This is a genomic window from Micromonospora sp. NPDC048169, assembly GCF_040652815.1.
Classification (GTDB): domain Bacteria; phylum Actinomycetota; class Actinomycetes; order Mycobacteriales; family Micromonosporaceae; genus Micromonospora.
The window spans coordinates 133316-150901 of the sequence record NZ_JBEZMS010000011.1 but is presented as its reverse complement, the minus strand read 5'-3'; the positions used below and the strand labels follow the sequence as shown (position 1 = coordinate 150901).

The following is a 17586-nucleotide window of genomic DNA, read 5'->3' as shown; positions in this document are numbered from 1 at the left end:
TACGACGGCGTAGGTTACTTGTAAGTAGTGTGGACCGTCACCTCACCCGACGGGAGGATGACCGGATGCGGATCCGGCCGGTCGGGGCGTACGCCCTGCTCCTCGACTGTGACGACGCGGCCCAGGCGCAGGCGTGGCGGGCCGAGCTGTGGCACCGGCGCGAAGCGGGCGAGCTGACCGCCACCGAGATCGTCCCCGGCGCGGTCACCGTGCTGCTCGACGGCGTACCGGACCCGGAGGCGACCGCAGTCCGGATCACCCGCTGGCACCCCCGCACCACCGGCTCCGGCACGGCCGCCGCCGAGGTACGGGTGCCGGTCGTGTACGACGGCGACGACCTCCCACTGGTCGCGGAACACTGGCACGTCGACGTGCCGGCCGTCGCCGACCGGCTCCGGCGCACCGAGTTCCGGGTCGCGTTCTGCGGGTTCGCGCCCGGGTTCGCGTACCTGACCGGGCTGCCGCCCGAGCTGGCGGTGCCCCGGCTCGCCACGCCGCGTACCCGGGTGCCGGCCGGCTCGGTCGCGCTCGCCGGCCCGTACGCGGGCATCTACCCCACCGCGTCCCCCGGCGGCTGGCTGCTCGTCGGCCGCACCGATCTGCCGCTGTTCGACGTGCACGCCGACCCGCCCGCCCGGCTCACCCCCGGCACCCGGGTCCGGCTGGTCGACCCCCCGTGATCGAGGTGCTGCGGGCCGGAGCGCTCACCACCGTCCAGGACCAGGGCCGCCCCGGGTGGGCGCACCTCGGCGTCCCCCGCTCCGGCGCCCTCGACCCGGCCGCCCTGCGCCTGGCCAACCGGCTCGCCGGCAACGACGAACGCGCCGCCGGCCTGGAGATCACCATGACCGGCTGCGTACTGCGGTTCACCCGGGCCGTCGCCGTCGCGCTCACCGGCGCCCCGGCCGACGTGACCGTCGAGTGGCGGGCCGGGGACACACAACCGCGCCCGGGGGACGTGGGACGGGCGCTCTCGCTCCCGGCGGGCGCGGTGCTGCGCGTCGGACCGGCCCGCGCCGGGGTGCGGACCTGGTTGGCGGTCAGCGGCGGGATCGCCGTCGAGCCGGTGCTCGGCAGCCGCGCCACCGACACGCTCTCCGGCCTCGGGCCGCCGCCGCTGCGCGACGGGGACCGGCTGCCGCTCGGCACCCCGGCCGGCCCACCCGCACCCGTCGACCTCGCCGTCACCGGGCCGGTCCCCGACGAACTGCGGCTGGCCGTGCGCCCCGGGCCCCGGCAGGACTGGTTCACCCCCGAGGCGCTCGACCTGCTGTGCCGCGCCGCGTACACGATGAGCCCGGACAGCAACCGGGTCGGCGCGCGACTGGCCGGCGCGGCGCTGCCCCGCGCGGTCGCCGGTGAACTGCCCAGCGAGGGTCTGGTGCTCGGCGCGGTGCAGGTGCCGCCGGACGGCCGGCCGCTGGTCTTCCTGGCCGACCACCCCACCACCGGGGGGTACCCGGTCATCGGGGTGGTGGACGACGTGACAGCGCTCGCCCAGGCCCGGCCAGGCACTACGGTGACGTTCCATGGACCTCAACGCTGACCTGGGCGAGGGATTCGGAAGCTGGCGGCTGGGCGACGACCACGCGCTGCTCGACCTGATCAGCTCCGCGAACGTCGCCTGCGGCTTCCACGCCGGTGACGCGGCCACCATGCACCGGGTCTGCGCCGGCGCCGCCGAACGCGGCGTCGCGGTGGGCGCGCAGGTCGGGTACCGGGACCTCGCCGGCTTCGGCCGGCGGCACATCGCGTACGACTTCGCCGAGCTGCGCGACGAGACGATCTACCAGCTCGGGGCGCTCGACGCCTTCTGCCGGCTGTACCGCACCCGGGTCCGCTACCTCAAACCGCACGGCGCGCTCTACCACGCGGCAGCCCGCGACGAGGGCCAGGCCGCCGCGCTGGTGGCGGCGATCAGCGGGTACGACCACGAGCTGCCGGTGCTCTGCCAGCCCGGCACCGTGCTGGCCCAGTTGGCGGCCGGCGCGGGCCTGCGCGTGGTGGCCGAGGGCTTCGCCGACCGCAACTACCTGCCAAACGGCACGCTGGTGCCGCGCGGCTCACCGGACGCGTTGGTGACCGACCCGGAGCAGGTGGCCGCCCGGGCGGTACGGATGGCCGTCGAGCGGACCCTGGTCGCTGTGGACGACACGGTGATTCCCTGCCCGGTCGAGTCGATCTGCCTGCACGGGGACACGCCGGGGGCGGTGCGGTGTGCGGAACTCGTGCGGGCCGCGCTCGTCGACGCGGGGGTCACGCCCACTCCGTTCGCGTGAAAGGAAGGGCCCCCTGTTAACGCCCTCGGTAGAGGAAGGGGCCCTTCTTAACACGCGCCGTCAGGCGTCCATCCCGCGCAGGACCAGCGGCACACGGGTCGCGCCACCGGTGACCACCCGGACCGGCACGCCCCAGTCCTGCCGCGTCAGGTGGCAGGCCGCGTGCTCCACGTCGGCGTCGCAGGTCGCCGCCTGGGCCGTCACCTGAAGCACCCCCTGCGCCACGTCGCCGCTGACCACCAGCCTGCGGGACAGGTCGGTGGTGGTGCCCGCGCCCTCGATTAGCAACTCCGGCGGGGACGCCGAGACCACCAGCCGGGTCGACGGCCCGTACGTCTCGTCGAGCTTCTGCCCCGGCGCCGGCGTGAAGATCACGTCCAGGGTCAGCTCCCCGGCCGCCACGTCGGTCGGTTTCCGTTCCAGCCGGTGCCGGGGGCCGTCCACCGTGTTCGCCCCGGCCGACGTCAGCGCGCCCGGCGCCAGCCGGGTCAGCCGGTGCGCGGCCGACTCGACCACCAGCACGTCGCCCTCACCGGTGAGCACCAGGTCGCTCGGCTCGGCCAGCCCGTCCGCCACGGTGCCCACCCGCCCGGTCTCCGGGTCGAAGCGGCGCACCGCACCGTTGTACGTGTCGGCGATCAGCACCGAGCCGTCGGGCAGCGCGCACACGCCCAGCGGGTGCTGGAGCAACGCCTGGTCGGCCGGGCCGTCCACGTGCCCGAAGTCGAACAGGCCCTGCCCGACGGCGGTGTGCATCACGCCGCCGGAGACCCACCGGATCGCGCTCGTCTCGCTGTCCGCGACCCAGAGCCGGCTGCCGTCGGCCGACACCGACAACCCGGACGGCTGGGCCATCCACACGTCCGGCAGCGGGCCGTCCCGCAGCGCCTCGACGGTGGTGCCGGCGTACATGCCGGCGGTCCGCTTGATCGGGTCGAACCACCAGAGCTGGTGGATGCCGGCCATCGCGACGACCACCCGGTCGTCGTACCAGGCCACGTCCCACGGGGACGACAGGTCGACAGCGCGGGCGTCGTGCGCGTGGTCGTCGACGGTCGAGCGCCACTGCCGCCCGCTGCCCGCCACCGTGACCACCTCGCCGGAGGACAGCCGTACGCCGCGCAGCAGGTGGTTGACAGTGTCCGCGACGACCACGTCGTAACCGGCCACCTCGGCCACGTGCGGCGGCAGCAGGCAGAGCCCCTGCGGCTCGGCGAACGTGGCGGCGGAGGGCGGGCCGTCGGTCCGGCCCCGGGCACCGGTGCCGATGCGGCGGACCACCGTCTCGCCGTCGGCGGCCAGCTCGACCAGGGAGTGCCGGGCCGAGTCGCTGACCAGTAGGTTCCCGCCTTCGAGAGGTACGGCCTTGCCGGGGAACCGCAGCACGGTGTCCGGCTCGGCGGGAGGCACGTACGGGCCCTCGCCCCGGTGCAGCGTGCCCTTCGCCTCGTGGGTGGCGATCAGCTCGTCGACCAGCCGGGCCAGCCCTTCGGCGTGCCCCTCGCCGGCCATGGTGGCGACCACGTACCCCTCGGGGTCGACCACGGCCAGGGTCGGCCACGCCTTGGCCGCGTACTGCTGCCACATGTCCATCTCGGCGTCGTCGAGCACCGGGTGGTGCACGCCGTACCGCTCGACGGCCGCGGCCAGCGCCGCCGGGTCCTTCTCGTGCTCGAACTTCGGCGAGTGGACCCCGATCACGACCAGGACGTCGCCGTACTTCTCTTCGAGCGGGCGCAGCTCGTCGAGCACGTGCAGGCAGTTGACGCAGCAGAACGTCCAGAAGTCGAGCAAAACGATCTTGCCGCGAAGATCGGCCAGCGTGACGGCCTTGCCGCCGGTGTTCAGCCAGGCCCGACCCCGCAGTTCCGGTGCCCGTACGCGTGCGCTCATGCCCTCCATCGTGCCGCACCGGCGCGGCGCGCTCCCGGCGATCCGGGGGTGAACAGACGCACACCGGAAACGGCGGAGCGCCCACCCCGGCGAGGGATGGGCGCTCCGCGTACGTGCGGTTACTGGCCGGCCGGCTTCAGGCAGAGCACCCGGGTGGTCCCGCCGCCCTCCACCGAGACCGATGGCTGCGCCTGGTCGGCGCACTTGTCCTTGTTGTCCACTTTCGACACCACGCTGAACGCGCCCGGCTCGCCGCAGTCGGCGGCCACGGCGCTCGTGCCGGACTGCTTCACGCAGGAGCCGACCGCCGGGTCGAAGCCCGCCGACTTGTCGTCGCCGACCTTGCCGAGCAGCGTCAGCAGACCCAGCGGCACGGCGAGGATGAGCACCGCCGCGATCAGTACGGCGGCGAGCACCCGGCCGTTGCGCACCTTCGGCGGGGGCGCCTCGGTCTGCGACTCGACGGCATCCGGCTTGAACGCGTCGAAGCGGCCCTGCTCCGGCTCGCCGCCGGGGCCGTCCTGCGCCCAGGCGGGCGGGGCCTGCTGGGGCGGGGGCGGGAAGGCGTTCATCCCGCCGGCTGGGCCCTGGCCGGGCACGGCTACCGAGGCACGGCCCCCGGCCGACGGCCCGAACCGGTCCGGCTCGCCGAACGGCTCCGGCCGCCCGGCCGGGCTGCCGAACGCATCCGGCCCGCCGAACGGCTCGGGCCGCGCGGCCGGGCTGCCGAACGGTGCCTGCTGCCCGCCCGGCCCGTCGAACGTCTCCGGCCGGCCGCCCGGGCCGCCGAACGCGTCCTGGCCGCCGGGAGCGCCGTACGAGCCCGGGCCGCCGAATGCGTCCTGGCCGCCGTACGGGCTCTGCGGACCGCCGAACGGGTCACGCACGTCGGGCTGCTCGCCGCCCGGGTGCACGCCGTTTGCGGGACGGGTGTTGCCGGGCGGGTCCACGAAGGACGGCACGCCGACCGGGAACGACGGCGGCGCGGCCGGCTCGGAGGGCGCTCCGGCGTACCCGTGCGGGCCGTCGGCGTCCTCGGACCTCGCCTGCCGGCCCGGCCCAGGGAAGCCGTTGCCGTGCGGCCCGTCCTGGCCGGGGTACCCGGTCTCGTCGGGCTCGTGGGCGTCCTCGGGCTCCGGGCGGGCGGGCCGGCCGTACACCCGGGGCTGCGGCGTCGGGGCGCTGGTCGGCAGCGGCTGGTCGGACGGCGGGGTGACCCGGCTGGCCACCGGGACCGACGCGCTCGCCGAGACCGGGCCGCCCTCCGGGGAGGTACGCGGCGTGGGAACGGCGGGCGACTGCGGCTCCTCCGGGCGGGACGCCCCCCAGGCGCCGTCGCCGCGCTCCGGCTCGTACCCCTGGGGTTCGGTGCCCGGCTGGTCGGCGGGCGGCGCGGCGGCCAGCGCGGCGCCCGGCACCCGCTGCTGCTGCGCCGGCAACGGCACCGCGTTGCCGGGGGAGATGCCCGGCGCGGGCGCTGGCTGATAGGCCGGAGCGGAGTCCTCGGACCGGCCCCACGCCTCGGCCGGCGACCACGGCTCGGGCGACGGTGCGGCCGGACGCTCGTCCTGGTTGCCGCCCCAGCCGGAGGGCGCGTCGGGAGACGGTGCGGGCACGCTCGCGCGGGCCTCGGCCGGCGCGGCGGCACCCCAGGCGGGCTGCGCCGGTTCGTCAGCCGGCCGCCCGCTCTCGTGCTGCCGCGGTACGGCGGCGCCACCCCAGGCACCGCCCTGCTCGCCGGAGTCACGCTGCTGCGGTGCGGCGGGGCCGTCGTTCCAGCCACCGGCCTGCCGGCTCTGGTTCGGCTCCCAGCCGCCCGGCTGCGCCTCGGCCGGGCTTGCGGCGCGACCGGCGGCCCAGCCGCCGGAACGGTCCGGGTCCTCGCTGCGGGCCGGCTCGTCCCAGCCGCCGGACCGGTTCTCGGCCTGCGGGGCGGGCCAGCCGCCGGACCGGTGTCCCTCGTCGTGTTGCGGCGCACCCGACTGCCGCCAGCCGCCGCTGTCCTCCGGCGAGCGGCCGTCCTGATCGGACTGCTCGGCAGCGGACCAGGCGTTGTCCGGCCGGGCGGCGCCGGGCACCGGGACCGCGGCGGCGGCCCGGGCGGGCGGCGACGGGTCGGCCGGCGGCCAGGTGTAGCCGGTCTGCTGACCCGGTGCCCAGGCCGGCTGGCTCTCCCGTGGGTTCCAGCCGCCCGAGCGGTTCGGGTCGTCGGACGCGGCGGGCTGCTCGTCGCGCGGGTTCCAGCCGCCGGAGCGGTTCGGGTCGTCCGGCGGCGGCGCGGCGGCCCAGCCACCGGCGCGGCCGGGAGCGTCGTCGTGCTGCCCGCCGGTGGGCGCGAAGCCGCCGGAGCGGTGCGGGTCGTCCGCCGGGCTGGGCGTGACCCAGGTCTCGTTCGGCACGGTGGCCGGGGCGGGCACGTAACCGGTGCCGCGTGCGGCCTGGTCACCTGCCGGCGACCAGCCCGGCTGATCGCCGGAGCCCCGGCCGGGACGGTTCTGCTCGGCGGTCCAGGGGGCCTGCGCCGGCTCGGCCGGGCTGCCCGGCGGCGTGGCGGCCCAGGCGGGCGGCGACGGGTCGGCGGCGCGGTCCGGTCCGGGCTGCTCCTGGTTGCCCCAGGCGGGGCCGCCGGAACCGGCCCAGGCGGGGTTGCCCTGGTCGTTGCCGCCCCAGGCGGGCTGCGGGACCTGGGCGGTCGCCCGCCCGGTCACCGGCTGGCCGGCGGGCGGGGCCCACGCGGGTGGCTGGTCGTCGTTCGCGGCCCAGGCAGGGGCCGGCTGCGCGGGCCGGCCGGCGGGCGGGGGCGGTGCCCAGCCGAGGTCGGGTGCGCCGTTGTACCCGTTGTCCTGCTGCGCCGGCTGATCGCCGTACGGCACCGGTCCGCCGGTGCCCGGCGACACCTCGCCCGGCTCGTGGCCGGGGCGGTGCGGAGCCTCGGACGTCATGGGTGCGCCTCCTCCATCACAGGTCGGCCGCCGATGCCGGTCGGGAGACCGTCGGCACGGCTGCCGGCGTCGCCGGCGGGTACCGGCCGTGCGGGCTCCCCGCACCGTATCCGGTGGTCGCCCGAGGCCGCTCGGGGGAGCATCAGCGGTCACCGAATGTCACCGGACGACGTCGATGGGTTTCGCTGTCTCTCGTGCGTCCGGAGTCAGCCGGTTGGCGACCGTGCCAACCGTACCGGGCGGTGGAGCGAGGTGGAATCCCGGTGCCGAGCGATACCGATACGCCGAAGACCCGCCCGGTGCCGGGCGGGTCTTCGGACTGGAGGAGGTGAGAAAGGTGTGTGGCGTCAGCTCAGGTGACGCTGGGCGATGGCGAGAAGCTCCTCGCGGACCGCGGGCGAGTTGGCGGACCGCAGCGCGTGCTCGATGGCGCGGGCGCGGCGGTTGGCGTCGCGGCGGGTGCGGATTCGCTCGATCATGCTCATCTCGGGTCTCTCCTCCTGGCTATTCGGTTGTCAGCCCCTTGATGTCTCTATTTAAGCGCACCGGGCCGCCGATCGCCATCGATTATTAGGTGAGCTGAACCACGTACCTAAGGATCGTAGGTCCACACGACTGCGGACCCTTTGATTCTGTTCCCTCAACGGCCGCGGCCGGTGTGCCGGGCGTTCACCCGTGGCACACCGGCCGTGACCGGAGCGGTGGTACGTCAGGTCCAGGCGAGCAGCGCCGCCTCCGGGTCGGCCAGGAAGTCCCCGATGTCGCGGAGGAACTTCGAGCCCAGCTCACCGTCGATGATCCGGTGATCGAAGGACAGCCCCAGCGTGGTCACCAGGCGCGGCTTGACCTTGCCCTTGTGCACCCACGGCTGCTCGCGTACCGCGCCGAAGGCGAGGATCGCCGACTCGCCCGGGGGCAGGATCGGCGTACCGGTGTCGACGCCGAAGACGCCGACGTTGGTGATGGTGAGCGTGCCGCCGGACATGTCCGACGGGGACGTCCGGCCCGACTTCGCGGTCCGCACCAGCTCCGTCATCGCGTCCGCCAGCTCGCGTAGCGAGAGTCGCCCGGCGTCCTTGATGTTCGGCACGATCAGACCGCGTTCGGTGGCCGCCGCGATGCCGAGGTTGACGTACTCCTTCACCACGATCTCGTCGCCGGCCCAGGTCGAGTTGACCATCGGGTGCCGCTTGACCGCCAGCAGCACCGCCTTGGCGACGAGCAGCAGCGGTGAGACGCGTACGTCCCGCCACTCGCGCCGGTCACGCAGCCGGTCCAGCGCCTTCATCGCCCGGGTCACGTCGACGGTCAGGAACTCCGTGACGTGCGGGGCGGTGAATGCCGAGCGGGCCATGTTCTCGGCGGTGAGCTTGCGTACCCCCTTGACCGGGATGCGCTGCTCGCGGTCCGCGCCGAAGCTCGCCGCCGACGCGGCCGGTGCCGCGACCGTCAGCGGCTCGGCCGCCGCCGGGGTCGCCGTCGCCGCCCGCTGTACGTCCTCGCGGGTGATCGAGCCGAGCGGACCCGAGCCGGTGAGCGTGGCCAGGTCGATGCCGAGATCCTTCGCCAGCTTGCGGACCGGCGGCTTGGCCAGCACCGGACCGGAGACCCGGCCGTTGCCGTTCACCGCCGGCGTCACCGGCGCGGGAGCGACAGGCGCGGGTGCCGCCGGGGCGGCGGCCTGAGCCGGTGCGGCCGGCTGCGCCGGCACGTCGCCCCTGCGCGGACGGCGCTTGGCCGGGGCGTTGCGCGGGCCGTAGCCGACCAGCACGGCGGTACGCCCACCCGGGGCCACACCACCGATCAGGCCCGGCTCGACCATGCCCTCGGCGGGCGCGACCTGCACCGCCGCCAGCGACGCGGCCGACGGGGTGGGCAGCTCCGACGTGGGGACGGCGGTGGTCGACTCCTCGATCGGCCCGGCGCCCGGGTCGGTGTCGATCGCGATGATCGGCACGCCGACCTCGACGGTCGACCCCTCCGGGTGGAAGATCGCCTGCACCCGGCCGGCCCACTTCGCCGGGATCTCGACCGCCGCCTTGGCGGTCTCCACCTCGACGATCGGCTGGTTCAGCTCGATGTCGTCGCCGACCTTGACGAGCCAGGCGAGGATCTCGCCCTCGGTCAGGCCCTCGCCGAGGTCGGGAAGGTTGAACTCCTTGATCCGGGACATGCCGCTCACCAGCCGAAGGTGCGGTCGACGGCGTCGAGCACCCGGTCCAGGTCGGGCAGGTACTCCTCCTCCACCCGGGCGGCCGGGTAGGGGGTGTCGAAGCCGGTCACCCGCAGCACCGGGGACTCCAGGGAGTAGAAGCACTCCTCGGTGATCCGGGCCGCGATCTCCGACCCGAGACCCAGGTTGCCCGGGGCCTCGTGCACCACCACGCAGCGGCCGGTGCGCCGCACCGACTCGTACACGGCGGTCAGGTCCAGCGGCGAGATCGTGCGCAGGTCGATGACCTCCAGCTCGCGGCCGTCCTCGGCGGCGGCGGTGGCCGCGTCCAGCGCGGTGCGGACCATCGGGCCGTACGCCAGCACCGTCGCGTCGGTGCCGGCCCGCACGACCCGGGCCGAGTGCAGCGGGTACGCGTCGGCGACCGGCGCGTCCAGGTCCACCGGACCCTTCTCCCAGTAGCGCCGCTTCGGCTCCAGGAACACGATCGGGTCGTCCGACGCGATGGCCTGCTGGATCATCACGTACGCGTCCTGCGGGTTCGCGCAGCTCACCACCTTGAGACCGGCGGTGTGCGCGAAGTACGCCTCGGGCGACTCGGAGTGGTGCTCGACAGCGCCGATGCCGCCGCCGAACGGGATGCGGATGACCATCGGGATCCGCACCTTGCCCTGCGAGCGGTAGTGCATCTTCGCCACCTGCGACACGATCTGGTCGTACGCGGGGTAGACGAAGCCGTCGAACTGGATCTCGCAGACCGGCCGGAAACCACGGATGGCCAGGCCGACGGCGGTGCCGATGATGCCGGACTCCGCCAGCGGGGTGTCGATCACGCGCTGGTCGCCGAAGTCCTTCTGGAGGCCGTCGGTGATCCGGAACACGCCGCCGAGCTTGCCGACGTCCTCGCCCATGATGACGACCTTGGGGTCGTTCTCCAGGGCCCGCCGCAGGCCGGTGTTGAGTGCCTTGCCGAGGGTGAGCGTCTCCGTGGCCATCAGTGCGCGCTCCCCTCGAAGGACTCCATGTACTGCGTGAACCGGGCCCGCTGCTCGTCCAGCTCGGGAGAGCCGTTGGGGTAGACGTGGTCGAACATGGTCACCGGCTGCGGGTCGGGCATGGCGAGCACGCGCTCGCGCAGGTGCACCGACTCGGTGCGGGCCTGCTCGTCGACCTCGGTGAAGAACGACTCGTCGGCGATCTTCTGCTTGGTGAGGAACGCCTTCATCCGGGCGATCGGGTCCTTGGCCTGCCACGCCTCGACCTCGCTGGCGATGCGGTAGCGGGTCGGGTCGTCCGAGGTGGTGTGCGCGCCCATCCGGTAGGTGTACGCCTCGATCAGGCTCGGGCCCTGGCCGTTGCGCGCGTTGTCCAGCGCGTGCCGGGTCACCGCGTACGACGCGAGCACGTCGTTGCCGTCCACCCGGACGCCGGGGAAGCCGAAACCGCCGGCCCGCCGGTACAGCGGCACGCGGGTCTGCCGCTCCAGCGGCTCGGAGATGGCGTACTGGTTGTTCTGGCAGAAGAACACCAGCGGGGCGTTGAAGACGCTGGCCCAGACGAACGACTCGTTGACGTCGCCCTGGCTGGTGGCGCCGTCGCCGAAGTAGGCGATGACCGCCTCGCCGTCCTCGCCGCCGGTCTTGCCGTCCATGGCGACGCCCATGGCGTACCCGGTCGCGTGCAGGGTCTGCGCCCCGATGACGATCGTGTACATGTTGAACTTGAACTCGTTCGGGTCCCAGCCGCCCTGGTCGACGCCACGGAACAGGCCCAGCGGCATGATCGGGTCGATGCCGCGGCAGTAGAGCACGCCGTGCTCGCGGTAGGTCGGGAAGGCCATGTCCTGCGTACGCAGCGCCCGGCCGGAGCCGACCTGCGCGGCCTCCTGGCCCAGCAGGCTGGCCCACAGGCCCAGCTCGCCCTGGCGCTGCAGGGCGGTGGCCTCGGCGTCCAGCTTGCGGACCAGCACGAGGTCGCGGTAGAGCCCGCGGTACTCCTCGTCGGTGAAGTCGACGCGATACTCGGTCCCGTCCGGGCCGAGCGCGGTCTCGATCCGCTCACCCTCGGGGGTCAGCAGCTGTACGAGTTCCGGTTCACCGGTCGCGGCGGCGCGTCTGGTGCGGGGTGCGGCCCGCTTGCTGCGGGTGGCGGCCCCGGGGTCGCCCTTTGCCATCCGTCTCTCCCTGTCTGTCTGCGCCGGCGCCGGGGGTGACCCGAGCCGAGCACCTCGTGCGCCGCCCGGCTGGTGCCGGGTCGGTCCCTGGCGACCGCGCCTCACCCCGGTAGGGGTTGCCGCGCGGCGTGAGCCGGAGTCAGTCGGGGACGGACCCTGGCCCGGGAGCGCCGGCATCGTTCCGCACCAGCCGCGGGGTACGCGGAGGTGCCGGCTGCGTTGCCGTCATGCCTGAATGATTGCAGAGGAGGTGAGCGGGCCCACAGTATGGCCTCCCTCGCAGGTGAGGTTCGGTCGGGTTGACGACGGATAAGCGGGTTTGTCCGCAGTGGCGGGAGGGCCCGACGTACAAAATGTGTGTCGACACGCGGTTGCGGCTGGTGAACTGAGCGTCACTGGGTCAAGCTGACGTCGAGCCCTAGCGCGGCATTTGTCCTAATATCCGCGCGCGCTCTCCCGTCCTGTCCGCACGTGAGGAGTGTGCCGGTGTCCGAACCAGAGGGTCCGCCCGGTACGCCCCTCCTCGGCCGGCACCGGGCGCTGCCCGCCTCGCCGTACCGCCGGATCGTGGGCGCGCACCGCGCCTCCGGAACCGGCGGTCCCAGCCGCGGCTACCTGCTCACCGTGGCCCTGCTCGCCGGCACCGCGTCGATGCCGATCCTCGCCGCGATCAGCACCGGCTCGGCCACCGTCGGCAACAGCGCGCTCCCCGACACGAGCACCCCGTTCCTGCCGACCCCCTCCGTCGGACCGGTGGTCATCCCGATGCCGCACGGCACCCAGGCCCCCGTGCCGTCCACACCCACGCCCGCCGTCGACGTGACCTCGGTGCCCCCGGCGCGACCGTTCATCCCGGTACTCCCGGCGGCGCCGGCCCTGCCCGACGACAGCGACCTCGGCTCCCGGCGCCGGTCCCGCCCGGTCGCCGTACCGCCGCCGCCGTCCACGCCGGTCCGTCCCACGCCGGTACGCCCGCCGCGCCCGTCTCCGGTGCCCTCACCGTCGCCGTCGCACCCGGGTACGCCCGAGCCCAGCCGGACCCCGAGCCCCAGCCCGAGCCCCGAGCCGTCCGTCACGACAGTCGAGCCGACCTCCGAGCCCTCGGACACCGCCGAGCCGACGTCCGAGCCGCCCTCGGACCCCACCACCGAGCCCACCGCCACGTCGTCGTCGGGTTCCACCGCCGAGCCGACAACACCAGCCGATACGCCGACGCCCACAGCGACCGCCTAGGGGCGTGGCCACGCGACGACGGGGCGCCTCGGGTCAGGCCGGGTCGTCGGTGAGGCGGTGACGGTTCGCCTCGATCCACGCGTTCAGCGCCTCCGGGTCGTCCGGGTCCACCCCGTCCGCCATCAGCTGGGCCACCGCCGCGGTGGCCGGACTGCGCCGCTCGCCGGTGCTGTAGAGCCGGGCGAACTCCGGGACCATCTCGGTGATCGCCTCGTCCGTCCGGGCGGCGGCCGGCTGCGACAGCCCGCGTTGCCGGGCCGCGTACGCCGCCCAGGCGCGCAGCACCCGGGGAAGCATCGCCGCGTCGTCCATGTCCAGCACGGCGCGGCGGTGCACCCAGTCGAGCAGGAACAGCTCGGCCACCATCGGGCTCCACCGCATCGGGTCGGCATCAGGGAAGCTGGCCGCGTGGTCGAGCAGCAGGCCGAGGCAGAAATGCAGCGAGGCCAGCTCGCCGTCGGCCACCTCGGGCAGGCCGAACCGGGCCGCCTCCGGCGAGTCGAGGAAAACCCGGACCAGGCGGGTGCGTTCCTCGTCGGTGGGCGGCGGCACGACCGCCGGACCGGGCGGCGGCGTCGGCCCCGGCAGCGCGGCCAGCCGGGCGCCCACCAGCGCCCGGTCGGTGGCGAGCGAGCCCTGCGCGGGCAGCTCGGCGAGGTCGTCGGTGACCGCCAGGTGACGGCTCACCTCGGCGTGCATCCGGGCCGGGTCCTCGGTGCGGAACCAGGTGAACTCGTCCTCGGTGCAGATCTCCCGGGCCTGCTCGACGATCCGTCCGGCCGGACCGCCGACGAAGACGTCCTTGGTGATGCCGATGTTGTGGTCGACGAGGGCCACCAGGGCGTGCTCCGGGCCGCCTTCCTCCTCGTCGTCGTACGCGAAGGTGGCGAGGTAGGAGGTCTGGTCGCCGTACACGTCGCCGTAGGCCCAGGCGCCCGTCACGCGCACCCGGCCGAGCTGGCCGGCCCACGACGGGGCGTACGCGCCGGGCCGGACCCGGGCGGCGCCCTCGGCGTCGGGCACCAGGGCGGCGAAGACGGCCCGCAGGGTGGTCGCGGCGGCGCTGCGGCGCCGGGACGTGGCGGCGAGGAAGCCGCTGACGAACTCGCGGACGGCCTGCTCCCGGTCGTGCTCCGCGACGGCGTAGACGCTGCCCAGCAACGCGGCGCCGAGCATTTCCGCGTCCAGGGCCGAGTCGAGCCTCGTCACGTCGCGCGCGGCGTGCAGCACCGCGTCGTAGGGGGTCTGTGGCGTGGCCATGCGTCGACCCTACGCCGCACGCGCCGCCCTCACACCGGTCAGCACGCCGGGCTCAGCGCCGTCCCGCCTCGCGCAGCGCGTCCCGCGCCGTGCCGTAGCGCGCCAGCACCGCCCAGACCGGGTCCAGCACGTACTTCTCGCTGACGCTGCCCACCGACGTGAGCAGGCGTTCCTCGGCCCGCGACCGGGCCCGCCGGGCCGCCCACCCGACCACCGGCCGGGTCACCGCCGCGATCAGCAGCCCGGCCAGCAGGCCGCCGAGCAGCAGGACGGTCGGCCACGGCACCACGCCGAGCGTCGGGTGCTCCAGCGGCGGCAGGCCGAGCAGGCGCACCGCGTACCCGAGGAGCAGCCAGACCAGGCCGGCCAGCGCGGCGAGGGTGACCACCCACTGGAGCGCGCCCACCACCCGCCACCAGGCCGGTCGCCGCTCCATGCCCAGGTCGGTCGCCGCGACCGCGTGGTCGAGCGCGCCCGGCAGGTCGGCCTGCCGGGCCCGGGCCGCGGCGGTCACCGCGGTGGGCCACGGCACCGGCAGGCCGGCCCCGGACCGCTCGGCCACCGCGCGGATCGCCAGCGTGACGGCGGAGCGCTGCGCGGCCGTCGGATCGGGTACGGAGGTGGCCGCGACCAGGCTCTCCGCCGGCGCGTCCGGATCCCGGCCGGACAGGTGCAGCCGGCGCAGCGGATCCGGCCGCAGCTTGCGCCAGCTCCGCAGCAGCGGCCAGCCGGTGTTGCCCACCGCCCGGTGCCGGTACGCGCCCTCCACCGCCGCCGCCACCGTCGGCACCCCGGCCGCCCCGGCGAGTGCCCGGGTCAGCTCCTGTGCCGAGGCGTCACCGGGCCGGGTGCGCGGCGGCTCCGGCCCCACGAGCGGTTCGAGATCGGCCACCACGGCGTCCACGTCGCCGGAGAGCCGGCGCAGCGCGGCCTGCCGCTCGGCGACCGTGCGCTCCAGCTCGGCCCGCAGCCCGTCCAGCCCGTTCGGGTCCACCGCGACTGTGGGCAGCAGCGGCACCCCGTCCAGCCCGTCGGCGTCGAGCAGCCGGCGCAGGTCGTCGAGGACCTTGGGCAGCTCGGTCGGGTGCAGCCGGTCGGCCTGGTTGAGCACCACGACCGTGACGTCCCGGTGCCTGTGGAACTCGCGCAGGTAGCTGGTGTGGATCACGCGGTCGGCGTACTTCTGCGGGTCGACCACCCAGACCACCAGGTCGACCAGGCCGAGCAGGCGGTCGACCTCCAGCCGGTGGCCGTGCTGCACCGAGTCGAAGTCGGGCAGGTCGAGCAGCACCAGGCCGTGCAGGTTCGACTCGTCGTCGCCGTCGAGCGGGCTCTCCCGGACGAACCGGTGCCGGGGCAGCACCCCCACCCAGTCGAGCAGCCGGACCGCGCCGTCCAGGGGGCCCCACACGCAGGCGTGCGCGACACCGGTGGTGGGCCGGCGCACGCCGACCGGGGAGAGGTCGAGCCGGGCCAGCGAGTTGAACAGGCTCGACTTGCCGCTGCCGGTCGCGCCGGCGAGCGCGACCACCGTGTGCCGGCCGGAGAGCGCGAGGCGGTCACCGGCGCGCTCGACCACCGTGTGGGCGGGGACGAGCTGGGCGTCGGGCACGTGGCCGTCCACCGCGCCGAGGAACCGCTGGATCGCGGTCAGCCGTTCGATCAGGACGTCCGGGTCGACCCGCTGCTCACCCCGCATCGCCTCGCGTATCCGTCCCACGATGTTGCTCACGGTGCCGTCCTTGCCTGCGCTCACGGGCGGCCGTCCTGCTCGGGGGTCGGGAACAGACCGCTGCGGTGCCGGGCCCGCTCGACCTCGACGGCGGCCCAGCGCAGCGCCGCGCCGGCGTTCGCGGCCGGGCGTTCGGCCTCGGTGCGGGTCAGGTAGCGCGCGGCCTCCTCGGCCAGCAGCTTGCCGACCCGGTCGAGCAGGTCGACGCGGGCCGTGCGGGCCAGGTTGCGGACCGCTTGGTCGCCGAAGATCGCCTGGAGCACCGTCTGCCCGGCCACCGCGGTGCCGGTGCCGGCGGCGACCTCCAGCCCGGTGGGGATGAACGCGGTGGAGGCGAACACGCCGATCATGACGGCGAGGCCGGTGGCGTTCACCGCGTACGCGGCCGTGCGGGCCACGAACCGCCGGTCGCCGCCCTCGACCCGGACCAGCTCCAGCACGCCGCGCTGCCAGTCGCGGACGAGCTGCTCGGCCCGCTCGGGCAGGTCGGCCGAGGGGTGGGCCAGGTCCGGTTCCAGCAGCGCCGCGCCCGCCGGGTGCGCCTTCCAGCTGGTGTACGCGTTCTCCGCCGCCTCGGCGGTCACCCCGCGCAGCAGCGTGACGAGCTGGGACTCGATCGCGGTACGCAGTTCCGCGGCGGGTGCGGGCCGTCCGGTGACCGCGGCGACCACCCGGTCGCGCAGCCGCCCGATGCGGGCCTCCAGCCCACGGAAGAACTCGCCGGTGCCGACGAACTCCTGCCAGCGGGCCAGCACTTCGCCGCGCAGCAACCGGCCGTCCTTGAGCCCCTGGTCGACGCTCCGCTCCGCGCCGCGGTACGCGGCCCGCACCCGCTCGTCCAGCGCGTCGGCGGCGGTGACCTGCTCGTCGGCGGCCTCGGCCAGCACCTCCACCACCGGGTGCAGCGCGGCGAGCGCGCCGTCGAGCGTCTGCCGGACCACCGCGGCGCGGGCCTCGGCGTCGGCGGCCAGCCGGGTGAACCAGTCGCTCAGCGGTGCGGTGATCCGGTCCGGCAGCAGCCCCTGCCCGTCCACCCAGGTCTCCGGCAGCACGAACAGCGGCGCGGCGCCCAGTTCCTGCTCGGCGAGCATCTCGGACAGGTGGGTGGCGATCTCGTCGGCCGCCTCCGGGGGTACCCGGTCCAGCACCATCGCCACCGCGGTGCCCCGGGCGCTGGCGCTGCGCAGCAGTTCCCAGGGGACGGCGTCGGCGTAGCGGGCGGCGGTGGTGACGAACAGCCAGAGGTCGGCGGCGGCGAGGAGCTGGCCGGCGAGCGCCCGGTTGGCGTCGACCACCGAGTCGATGTCGGGTGCGTCGAGGAAGGCCAGGCCGGGCGGCAGCGCCGGGGCGGTGACCAGGTGCAGGGTGCCCGGCTGGTCGCTCGGTTCGGTGGTCCGGGTCAGGCCGGGCAGCAGCTCGCCCTGCCGGAACCAGGAGGCGTCGGCCGGGCTGCACACGAGCACCGGGGAGCGGGTGGTCGGGCGGAGCACACCGGCCGCACTGACCCGCGCCTTCACCAGGCTGTTGACGAGCGTCGACTTGCCGGCACCGGTGGAGCCGCCGACGACCACCAGGAGCGGGGCGTCGAGGCGGGCCAGCCGGGGCAGCAGGTAGTCGTCGAGCTGGTCGGTGACGCTCGCCGCGGCGTGCCGGGCCGGCTCGGCCGAGGGCAGGGCGAGCGGGAAGCGGGCCGCGCCGATCGCGGCCCGCAGGCCGGTGAGCGCGGCGGGCAGGCCGTCGGCGGCGTGAGCAGGCTGGTCGTCGCCGGTGGTGGCTCCGGTGCGGGCTGCGACGGCGGGCGCGCCGGCACGGGTGGCGGAATCGCCATGCGTCGTCACCGCTAAAGCGTGCCCGACCGACGCAAGGTAAGACAACCGGACGGTAGTAACGGTCGGGTTGCG

The 17586-nt window shown here is 75.1% G+C and carries 13 protein-coding genes; 4 read left to right on the top strand and 9 right to left on the bottom strand.

Going from position 1 to position 17586, the window contains the following annotated elements; all coding sequences use genetic code 11:
- The first annotated feature begins 65 nt into the window (after positions 1-65).
- From AB0D28_RS12935 to AB0D28_RS12925, 3 genes are read left to right on the top strand one after another with little or no spacing between them, the layout of a single operon-like run.
- Positions 66-680: an allophanate hydrolase subunit 1 gene (locus AB0D28_RS12935; RefSeq protein WP_357385245.1), complete on the top strand. Its 615-nt coding sequence runs from the start codon at positions 66-68 to the stop codon at positions 678-680.
- Positions 677-1546: a biotin-dependent carboxyltransferase family protein gene (locus AB0D28_RS12930; protein ID WP_357385243.1), complete on the top strand. Its 870-nt coding sequence runs from the start codon at positions 677-679 to the stop codon at positions 1544-1546. Before AB0D28_RS12935 ends, AB0D28_RS12930 begins: the two co-directional genes overlap by 4 nt.
- Positions 1530-2279, top strand: coding sequence for a 5-oxoprolinase subunit PxpA (locus tag AB0D28_RS12925; RefSeq protein ID WP_357385241.1), 750 nt, complete (start codon positions 1530-1532; stop codon positions 2277-2279). Before AB0D28_RS12930 ends, AB0D28_RS12925 begins: the two co-directional genes overlap by 17 nt.
- A gap of 60 nt (positions 2280-2339) precedes the next feature.
- Here the strand turns inward: AB0D28_RS12925 and AB0D28_RS12920 are convergent, their stop codons facing one another.
- The 6 genes from AB0D28_RS12920 to pdhA form a co-directional block, all read right to left on the bottom strand.
- On the bottom strand, positions 2340-4172 hold the full coding sequence (locus tag AB0D28_RS12920) for an NHL domain-containing thioredoxin family protein (protein WP_357385239.1): 1833 nt from the start codon (positions 4170-4172) through the stop codon (positions 2340-2342).
- A gap of 119 nt (positions 4173-4291) precedes the next feature.
- Positions 4292-7114 carry a hypothetical protein gene (locus AB0D28_RS12915; RefSeq protein WP_357385237.1) on the bottom strand — a complete coding sequence of 941 codons (2823 nt, stop codon included), beginning with the start codon at positions 7112-7114 and terminating at the stop codon, positions 4292-4294.
- Positions 7115-7461: 347 nt separating this feature from the next.
- A complete protein-coding gene (locus tag AB0D28_RS12910; protein ID WP_176730560.1) occupies positions 7462-7599 on the bottom strand; it encodes a hypothetical protein in 138 nt (45 codons plus the stop codon).
- 224 nt (positions 7600-7823) lie between these two features.
- The gene (locus AB0D28_RS12905; protein ID WP_357385332.1) at positions 7824-9287 is read right to left on the bottom strand and encodes a dihydrolipoamide acetyltransferase family protein; all 1464 of its coding nucleotides are present in this window, start codon (positions 9285-9287) and stop codon (positions 7824-7826) included.
- A 5-nt stretch (positions 9288-9292) separates the two neighbouring features.
- Complete coding sequence (locus AB0D28_RS12900) at positions 9293-10282, bottom strand: alpha-ketoacid dehydrogenase subunit beta (protein ID WP_357385235.1); 990 nt, start codon at positions 10280-10282, stop codon at positions 9293-9295.
- Complete coding sequence (gene pdhA / locus AB0D28_RS12895; RefSeq protein WP_357385233.1) at positions 10282-11460, bottom strand: pyruvate dehydrogenase (acetyl-transferring) E1 component subunit alpha; 1179 nt, start codon at positions 11458-11460, stop codon at positions 10282-10284. Before pdhA ends, AB0D28_RS12900 begins: the two co-directional genes overlap by 1 nt.
- A gap of 486 nt (positions 11461-11946) precedes the next feature.
- Here pdhA and AB0D28_RS12890 point away from each other — a divergent pair, with 486 nt between their 5' ends.
- Positions 11947-12693, top strand: a complete 747-nt coding sequence (locus AB0D28_RS12890) for a hypothetical protein (protein WP_357385231.1) — start codon at positions 11947-11949, stop codon at positions 12691-12693.
- Positions 12694-12726: 33 nt separating this feature from the next.
- On the opposite strand, the gene AB0D28_RS12885 is transcribed toward AB0D28_RS12890, so the two are convergent.
- From AB0D28_RS12885 to AB0D28_RS12875, 3 genes are read right to left on the bottom strand one after another with little or no spacing between them, the layout of a single operon-like run.
- Positions 12727-13953, bottom strand: a complete 1227-nt coding sequence (locus tag AB0D28_RS12885) for a hypothetical protein (RefSeq protein WP_357385229.1) — start codon at positions 13951-13953, stop codon at positions 12727-12729.
- Positions 13954-14005: 52 nt separating this feature from the next.
- Positions 14006-15709, bottom strand: coding sequence for a GTPase (locus tag AB0D28_RS12880; RefSeq protein WP_357385227.1), 1704 nt, complete (start codon positions 15707-15709; stop codon positions 14006-14008).
- Positions 15706-17523 carry an ABC transporter gene (locus AB0D28_RS12875; protein ID WP_357385225.1) on the bottom strand — a complete coding sequence of 606 codons (1818 nt, stop codon included), beginning with the start codon at positions 17521-17523 and terminating at the stop codon, positions 15706-15708. Before AB0D28_RS12875 ends, AB0D28_RS12880 begins: the two co-directional genes overlap by 4 nt.
- Positions 17524-17586: the final 63 nt, after the last annotated feature.